The sequence below is a fragment of the Francisella noatunensis subsp. noatunensis genome (assembly GCF_009823375.1).
In the GTDB taxonomy this organism is placed as follows: Bacteria; Pseudomonadota; Gammaproteobacteria; order Francisellales; family Francisellaceae; genus Francisella; species Francisella noatunensis.
On record NZ_WBSX01000095.1, the window covers coordinates 1 to 7,140 of the forward strand.

A 7,140-nucleotide genomic window follows, 5' to 3' on the forward strand; every position below is an offset into this window, starting at 1 on the left:
TAGCTTTTTAACTTTACAGGATAGCTTATGATTATTTGAAGTTCTGCGGCTTTGATATAGCTTCTGTGCTATCTCAGCATTATAGTCACTATTTATACTAGTGCGATTAAGTTCCTTTTTTATAGCTCTTTCACTATAGCCAATTTTATTGGCTATTTGAGATGTTTGGTATCCTAATTTAAGTAATTCTTCTATACAATATCTATTTGAAAGAGTTAAGTGCTTTGGCATTTTTTAGTTCCTTATCGTTTATTTTAGTTTCGTCAAAACCTAATAAACTATATTTGGAACTCTCTTTCAACTATTTAAAACTTTCAGAATACAATCTAGCAAATATAAGTATAAAATAGTATTAAAGCTATTTTAGAGTTAAAGGTTATATAGATAGTAACTTTTGTCTATAGAATTTCAATTCATTTATAGACTCTCGAATATCATCTAAAGCCTTATGTGTAGATTTTTTATAGAAACTTTCGCCATTACCCCAATACTCATTGAGAAGCTTCAAGCTTGTAACATCAAGCATTCTATAATGACAATAGTCATCTATGTCAGGCATGTGTTTTGCTAAGAATCTTCTGTCCTGCCATATTGAGTTACCACACAAAGGAGAGCTTTGATATGGCACATACTCTTTTATAAACTCAAGAATTTTTTGCTCAGCTTGTTTCAAAGAGGTTTTACTATCTTTTACTCTCTGAGTTAGACCAGTTTCACCGTGAACCTTTATACACCATTCATTCATTGAGTTTAAAATTTCATCTGACTGATGAATTGCAATTGGTTTAGCCTCAGCAATTATATTTAGATTTTTATCTGTGATAATTGCAGCTATCTCAATAATTCTACAATTATCGACATCTAAACCTGTCATCTCAAGATCAATCCAGACTAGATTATATGTAGATTGCATGCGCTTAATCCTTTACTCTAGATACATAAGTTGAAGTTCTAGTATCAACTTTTATAATTTCGCCAGTTTGTACAAAAAGAGGTACGCGCACTACAGCGCCTGTTGATAATGTTGCTGGCTTGCCACCTGTACCTGCTGTATCACCTTTAAGACCCGGATCTGTTTCAACAATTTCAAGATTAACAAAGTTCGGAGCAATTATTGAGATAGGTTGACCATTGAATAGTATTATTTGATATTCATCTTGGTCTTTGAGCCACTTCTTTGTTTCGCCAAGAGCTTCTTGAGAAACCATATATTGCTCAAAAGTTTCTGGATGCATAAAAACATAGCTATCTCCGTCAAAGTAAGAGTAAACCGCGTTTAACTCTTCAACATCAGCAGCCTCAACAGATTCTCCAGATTTAAAAGTTTTTTCAACGACTCTATCATTTAATAGGTTTTTTAGTTTAACTCTATTAAAAGCTTGTCCTTTACCAGGTTTTACAAATTCATTTTCAACGATAACCATAGGGTTACCATCAATTAGAATCTTTAAGCCGCCTTTAAACTCATTTGTACTATAACTAGCCATTTTTAATCCTTATTTAGTTTGATGTAATACTTTTAATTCCAACATTCAGAGGGTGTTTTGTTTATGATACCACCATCAACTTCAAGCTCTATATTTCTACATGGAGTATCAGCTGTTTGTGAGTTCTGTGCTACAGCGGTTATTACATAGCTTACATTGGGACATTCAGGTTCCCCAGAACAATATGAGAGTAGATAGTAACCATTTGCAGTATTCTCATGATAGAAGCTACTTATGCTACTACCAGAAGGAAATGATCCAAAACGGATCTCAAAATTATCAGCAGCACTTGCTGCTGAAAGTAGTTCAGCTGTTGCTTCTGATCTATGGTTTTTTAGTATGTGGTTGTTGTACATTGGTAAGCCAATTGATGCAAGAATTGCTATTATTGCAATCACTACCATCAGTTCAACCAACGAAAATCCATTATTCCTATTTGCTAGCATATTAATGGTACTCTTAATATATTTGAGGTTTGCCATTTGGTCTAGTTCTATAGCGACGATGTTGCCATAAGTACTGCTCTGGATATTTTCTTATAGCATCTTCCAGGAGTTTATTTGTCATTTCAGCATCTTTATAGGCGTCACCTGTAAACTCCAATGGCTCACCTATGACAATTTTATATTTTTTTAGGCACTTTTTTCTAACATAATATACAGGTAGCACTATAGAGTTTGTTTTTTCAGCTAACCATGGGGTTACGGTCAAAGTTGAACACAATGTTCCAAAAAATGGAGCAAAAATAGAGTTTTCAAGTCCAGTGCTTTCTAAGCCAAAGTCTTGATCTGGAGCGTACCACATAGAGTAGCCTCTTTTTAAGCTTTTAATAGCACTTATTAAGTTTTTACTGTCTAGACATCTATATATGTTTTTTTCACGATATTTTTTGATTAGCTCCTCAAGAAGGTCATTGGTATTCTTTTGGTACATAACTGTAAGAGGGGGATGATTTTCTGCTACATGGCGTCCAACTATTTCTATACAGTGAAAGTGAAAACCTAAGAATATAACATTTGTATTTGGATTTTCATGATATTTTTTGAATATACTTAATGAATCGCCTTCCCATTCAAATTTTATTTTATTGAACCTTTTTTTTAATAGAAACCACGCAGCAGTAGTTTCAGCTCCTGATAAAATCATTGAGTAATAACTTTTATTAACTAGTTTATTAATTTCTTTTGTAGATTTTTCAGGAAAGGCTATCTTGAGATTCTCTCTTGCAATTTCATTCCTACTTTTTAAGAATGGCTTAATAATGATGCCAATAGCAAGCACTATATACCTATGAGTAAATAATGGTAATTTTGAGCCAAAATTCATTATCCCTACGATAATCCAAATACCCCAGTTTTTAGGTTCAAGCTTGTTATTTTTCATTAGTATCTTTAAATTAAAATGTTAAATCTATTTTAACATACACTTTTTTAATCATAAACATTAATAAATCTTTTCTTCTCCTAGAGGTCTTGTCTTATAGCGACGGTGTTGCCATAAGTACTGTTCAGGGTATTTTCGAATAGCTCTTTCAAGAAACTGATTAATAAGCAAAGCATCTTTATAATCATCTCCTGAAAACTCCATTGGCTCGCCAGATATGAGTTTATATCCAGATAAGTCTTTATTTCTAACGTAATATGTAGGGATTACTATAGATTTGGTTTTCCGAGCTAACCATGGAGTGACTACTAATGTAGAACAAAGTTTTCCAAAAAAAGGTACAAAAATACTATGTTCTTTAAAGTCTTGGTCAGGAGCATACCAAAGAGTCATCTTCGATCTTAAGCTTTTTATCATGGTAAGCATATTTTTACGCTCAAAACATTTATCTACATATTTTAATCGAGATGAAGTTATTATGTGTTCCATTACAGGGTTTTTATGCTTCTGATACATAAGGCTTAATGGCTTAAATTTGTCTCCACAATATCTACCTGCTATTTCTAATGTGTGAAAGTGAAAACCTAGAGACATTAAGGGTCTATCTAAATTATTATGAGTAGCAATAAACGATTGAAATTCCGTTTCATCTACATTTGTTTTTTTAAAATTCTTATCTGACATAAACCATGCTATTAAGCTTTCAAATCCAGTCATACAAACAGACCTATAGCTCTCATCTACTAATTTTAATATTTCAGTTTCAGATTTATCTGGGAAAGCTATTTTTAGATTAATGTAAGCTACTTTATTACGTTTTTTAGCTAAAGGTTTTGCTATTTTACCAATAAATATAGCTAATCGCATCAGAGTCTTATAAGAAAGAGTGTTAACTAAGATTTTAGCAATAAGGATAGCTAACCAAAGTCCCCAGTATTTCGGTTTAAGTAGAGATTTATCCATATTACTTTTTATGAGTAGCTTGGTAGTGTCTTGTGATAATCCATTGTTGTAATATACTAATTACATTGTTAGTTAACCAGTATAATACTAGACCAGATGGGAATGAAGCAAATAAGAATGTAAATATTACAGGTAAGAACATCATTATCTTAGCTTGCATAGGGTCTGTAGGTGCTGGAGATAATTTTTGCTGTAAGAACATTGATATACCCATAAGTATAGGTAATACAAAGTAAGGATCTTTCATTGATAAGTCATGAATCCAGAATATAAAAGGAGCTTGTCTTAATTCAACAGATTCAAGTAATACCCAGTACAGTGAAATGAAAATAGGAATCTGTATAAGCATAGGTAAACAACCACTTAGAGGGTTTACCTTCTCTTCTTTATACATCTCCATCATTTTCTTGCCTAGAGCTTGACGATCATCTTTATATATTTCTTGTAAGCGTTTGACTCTAGGTTGTAGCATTCTCATTTTTGCCATAGAGCGATAACTCTTAGCAGAAAGAGGATAGAATATAAGTTTGATTAAGCAAGTAACTAGAATAATTGCTAAGCCCCAGTTACCTACAAGTGAATGTATTTGATTCATCACCCAGAAGATTATTTCTGAGAAGAATGAAAGCATGCCGTAATCTAGAGTTTTTTCTAAGTTAGGGGCTAGATCTACTAAGTTAGCTTTGATGATTGGTCCGCTATATAATACTGAATCTATATTTTCTGATTGACCAGGAGCGATTGAGAATCCAGTGTAAGCCCCAGCTTCAAAGACATCATTGTTTAGGTTTTTATAGTATATTTTTGAGTCATTTGATTGTGGAATCCAAGCACTTACAAAGTAGTGCTGTATAAATGCAACCCAGCCTAGACCCTGACTATTTATAACAGTAGGTTGACCGTTAGTCTTTGAAATATCTTTGAAAGATTCTTTTCTGAAAGAATCATTAGCTGTAGAGTAAGCAACACCAGTAAAAGTGTAACTGTGAGCATTTAATAGACTAAAGCTATCACCGGCTGGATTAAAGCCCCTTGCTAATGAATCATCAATAATAACGCTTACAGGCTCTGACGTGGTGTTTTTAATATTCTGAGATACAGAAATATTGTATTTAGCATCATCAAAGGTGTATGTTCTAGTTATTTCTAGACCATCAACACTTCCAGTAAGAGTTAGTACCTGTTTACCATTTTCTTTTTTGATTCCTTGGCTTTCAAAATTGACATCAACAGGCTTTTTGTTGATAACAATAGTGCTTTTGGCAATATATTCTGAACCTTGTTTGTCAGTAAGTAAAGCCATTGGTGTCTTATCATCAAGACTTACACTATAATCTTCTAATGATGCAGATATAATAGCACCATCAAGTAAGCTGATCTTAAGATTTTTGAATACGTCTGTGTTAATAGTCACGCTTTTAGCATCATCATACTTTGAGAAACTTGTGGTTTTCGTTAGCGATGCTTTTGCATCAGATGTTGATAGATTTGTTGTAGCAGCAGTATCACTATTATAGTGACTATTATCTTGTTGAGTTTGAGTCATTTGTGGTTGACTGCTGTTTGATGGGAAAGTTTGCTCCCATCTACCCATCAATGAGATAAGCATTATAGCTATCGTGACTAACAGTAGTATTTTTATATGATTAGCTTTCATTGTTTATTATTAACCTTTTTATTTTTACAAGGAACCGGATCGTAGTAGTCTCTTTTTGCAAATGGATGACATCTCAAGAGCCTACGGGTACTTAAATATAATCCCTTTATTATACCATGAGTTTTTAGAGCTTCTAGAGCATATTCTGAACAAGTAGGATAATATCTGCATCTAGCAGGTATAAAGGGACTTATACAATAGCGATATAGATTGATTATAGCTATAAAAGGAGCCAGTGTAATTCTCTTAAAAAATTTTCGAAATTTTTTATCGATTGCCACAATTCTTCCTTAGTAGCTTGAGATGCTGTTTTTTTACTTAAAACTATCAAGCTTTTGTGTTCTAAGAGATCTTTATGTAAGCGAAAAGATTCTTTAATAATTCTTCTACAAAGATTTCTTTTAGTAGCTTTCTTAATGCTTTTTTTGGGTAAGATTGCACACATGCCAGGTTCTTTATGAGTTCTATGACTTAAAAGGAATGTGAAATGCAGAGTTCCAAGTTTTGCATCTACATTGTCAAAGGCTTGTTTAATCTCACTTTTATCTAGTATATTTTGCTTTGTTAAGCAAAAATTACGCTGCAAGCTTAGCTCTACCTTTAGCTCTTCTGTTTCTAATAACTTTTCTTCCGCTTAGTGTCTTCATACGAGCACGGAAGCCATGAGTTCTTTTTCTTTTTAAGTTTGAAGGTTGGAATGTTCTTTTCATTTTAGTTTCCTCTTTAAATTCTAATCTTTATTTAATACATTACAGAAATAGTTTCGGTATTCTATAGAAAAAACCTAGATTAGTCAAATACTAATTACTAGGGTTAGTTGCATGGTATTAGGTTCATTTCTGACAATTGACCCCAGGATTCATCAGGACATTTTTTAGGTTTCTCAGATGGTAAGCAGTAACCTTGCCAACCTCGATAGTTTTCAACTGCCAAGCACTTTTTGAATTTTTTAACACTTAAGTATGCTGGTGTCCAAGTTGCTGAGTTTGAGCCGACTAGTTGCTCTTGCTTTGGTTGATCTATAGCCGGTATAGTACCCTCTTTAGCTTCTTTACTTAGAGGAGAAGGTGTTGCGTTCATTGGCATAGGTGTAGTGCTACTTTTTTTTGTATCAGTTGAAGAGGTTATTGTTGTTGTCGATCCACTTACTATTGAGCTTGTTGAGTTAGTATCATTTATGTTTGCACTAAAACTGTTAGCAAAGTAGAAACCACATACAAGTAGCATAGATATTCTTTTCATTTTTGATAAATAAGTATATTTAATTATGTTCTTCTATAATATTTATTTTCATTTCAGTATTCAAGCTAATGATAGTTGCTAGATTGTATTCTGAAAGTTTTAAATAGTTGAAAGAGAGTTCCAAATATAGTTTATTAGGTTTTGACGAAACTAAAATAAACGATAAGGAACTAAAAAATGCCAAAGCACTTAACTCTTTCAAATAGATATTGCATAGAAGAATTACTTAAATTAGGATACCAAACATCTCAAATAGCCAATAAAATTGGCTATAGTGAAAGAGCTATAAAAAAGGAACTTAATCGCACTAGTATAAATAGTGACTATAATGCTGAGATAGCACAGAAGCTATATCAAAGCCGCAGAACTTCAAATAATCATAAGCTATCCTGTAAAGTTAAAAAGCTA

The 7,140-nt window shown here is 32.7% G+C and carries 12 protein-coding genes; 1 reads left to right on the forward strand and 11 read right to left on the reverse strand.

Annotated features, from left to right (window positions below):
* The 11 genes from F8C69_RS07795 to F8C69_RS07845 all read right to left on the reverse strand — a co-directional run.
* Positions 1 to 231: helix-turn-helix domain-containing protein (locus F8C69_RS07795; protein WP_159183974.1), on the reverse strand; the 231-nt coding region annotated here is incomplete at its 3' end.
* A 145-nt stretch (positions 232 to 376) separates the two neighbouring features.
* Positions 377 to 913, reverse strand: coding sequence for an oligoribonuclease (orn, locus tag F8C69_RS07800; protein WP_159184801.1), 537 nt, complete (start codon positions 911 to 913; stop codon positions 377 to 379).
* Positions 914 to 917: 4 nt separating this feature from the next.
* Positions 918 to 1,487: an elongation factor P gene (gene efp, locus F8C69_RS07805; protein ID WP_004286787.1), complete on the reverse strand. Its 570-nt coding sequence runs from the start codon at positions 1,485 to 1,487 to the stop codon at positions 918 to 920.
* Between the two features lie 32 nt (positions 1,488 to 1,519).
* Positions 1,520 to 1,933, reverse strand: a complete 414-nt coding sequence (locus F8C69_RS07810; protein WP_159184808.1) for a type IV pilin protein — start codon at positions 1,931 to 1,933, stop codon at positions 1,520 to 1,522.
* 13 nt (positions 1,934 to 1,946) lie between these two features.
* Positions 1,947 to 2,870, reverse strand: a complete 924-nt coding sequence (locus F8C69_RS07815; RefSeq protein WP_159184802.1) for a lysophospholipid acyltransferase family protein — start codon at positions 2,868 to 2,870, stop codon at positions 1,947 to 1,949.
* 60 nt (positions 2,871 to 2,930) lie between these two features.
* Positions 2,931 to 3,833: an LpxL/LpxP family acyltransferase gene (locus tag F8C69_RS07820; RefSeq protein WP_159184803.1), complete on the reverse strand. Its 903-nt coding sequence runs from the start codon at positions 3,831 to 3,833 to the stop codon at positions 2,931 to 2,933.
* 1 nt (position 3,834) lies between these two features.
* Positions 3,835 to 5,490, reverse strand: a complete 1,656-nt coding sequence (gene yidC, locus F8C69_RS07825) for a membrane protein insertase YidC (RefSeq protein WP_159184804.1) — start codon at positions 5,488 to 5,490, stop codon at positions 3,835 to 3,837.
* Positions 5,487 to 5,771, reverse strand: a complete 285-nt coding sequence (gene yidD / locus F8C69_RS07830) for a membrane protein insertion efficiency factor YidD (protein WP_159184805.1) — start codon at positions 5,769 to 5,771, stop codon at positions 5,487 to 5,489. Before yidD ends, yidC begins: the two co-directional genes overlap by 4 nt.
* Positions 5,711 to 6,076, reverse strand: a complete 366-nt coding sequence (rnpA, locus tag F8C69_RS07835; RefSeq protein WP_159184806.1) for a ribonuclease P protein component — start codon at positions 6,074 to 6,076, stop codon at positions 5,711 to 5,713. Before rnpA ends, yidD begins: the two co-directional genes overlap by 61 nt.
* Positions 6,066 to 6,200 carry a 50S ribosomal protein L34 gene (rpmH, locus tag F8C69_RS07840; protein ID WP_003014180.1) on the reverse strand — a complete coding sequence of 45 codons (135 nt, stop codon included), beginning with the start codon at positions 6,198 to 6,200 and terminating at the stop codon, positions 6,066 to 6,068. Before rpmH ends, rnpA begins: the two co-directional genes overlap by 11 nt.
* Before the next feature lie 103 nt (positions 6,201 to 6,303).
* The gene (locus tag F8C69_RS07845) at positions 6,304 to 6,732 is read right to left on the reverse strand and encodes a hypothetical protein (protein WP_159184807.1); all 429 of its coding nucleotides are present in this window, start codon (positions 6,730 to 6,732) and stop codon (positions 6,304 to 6,306) included.
* Between the two features lie 177 nt (positions 6,733 to 6,909).
* Between F8C69_RS07845 and F8C69_RS07850 the strand changes: the two genes are divergently transcribed.
* Positions 6,910 to 7,140, forward strand: a 231-nt coding sequence (locus F8C69_RS07850) for a helix-turn-helix domain-containing protein (RefSeq protein ID WP_159183974.1), incomplete at its 3' end; no start/stop codon positions are given.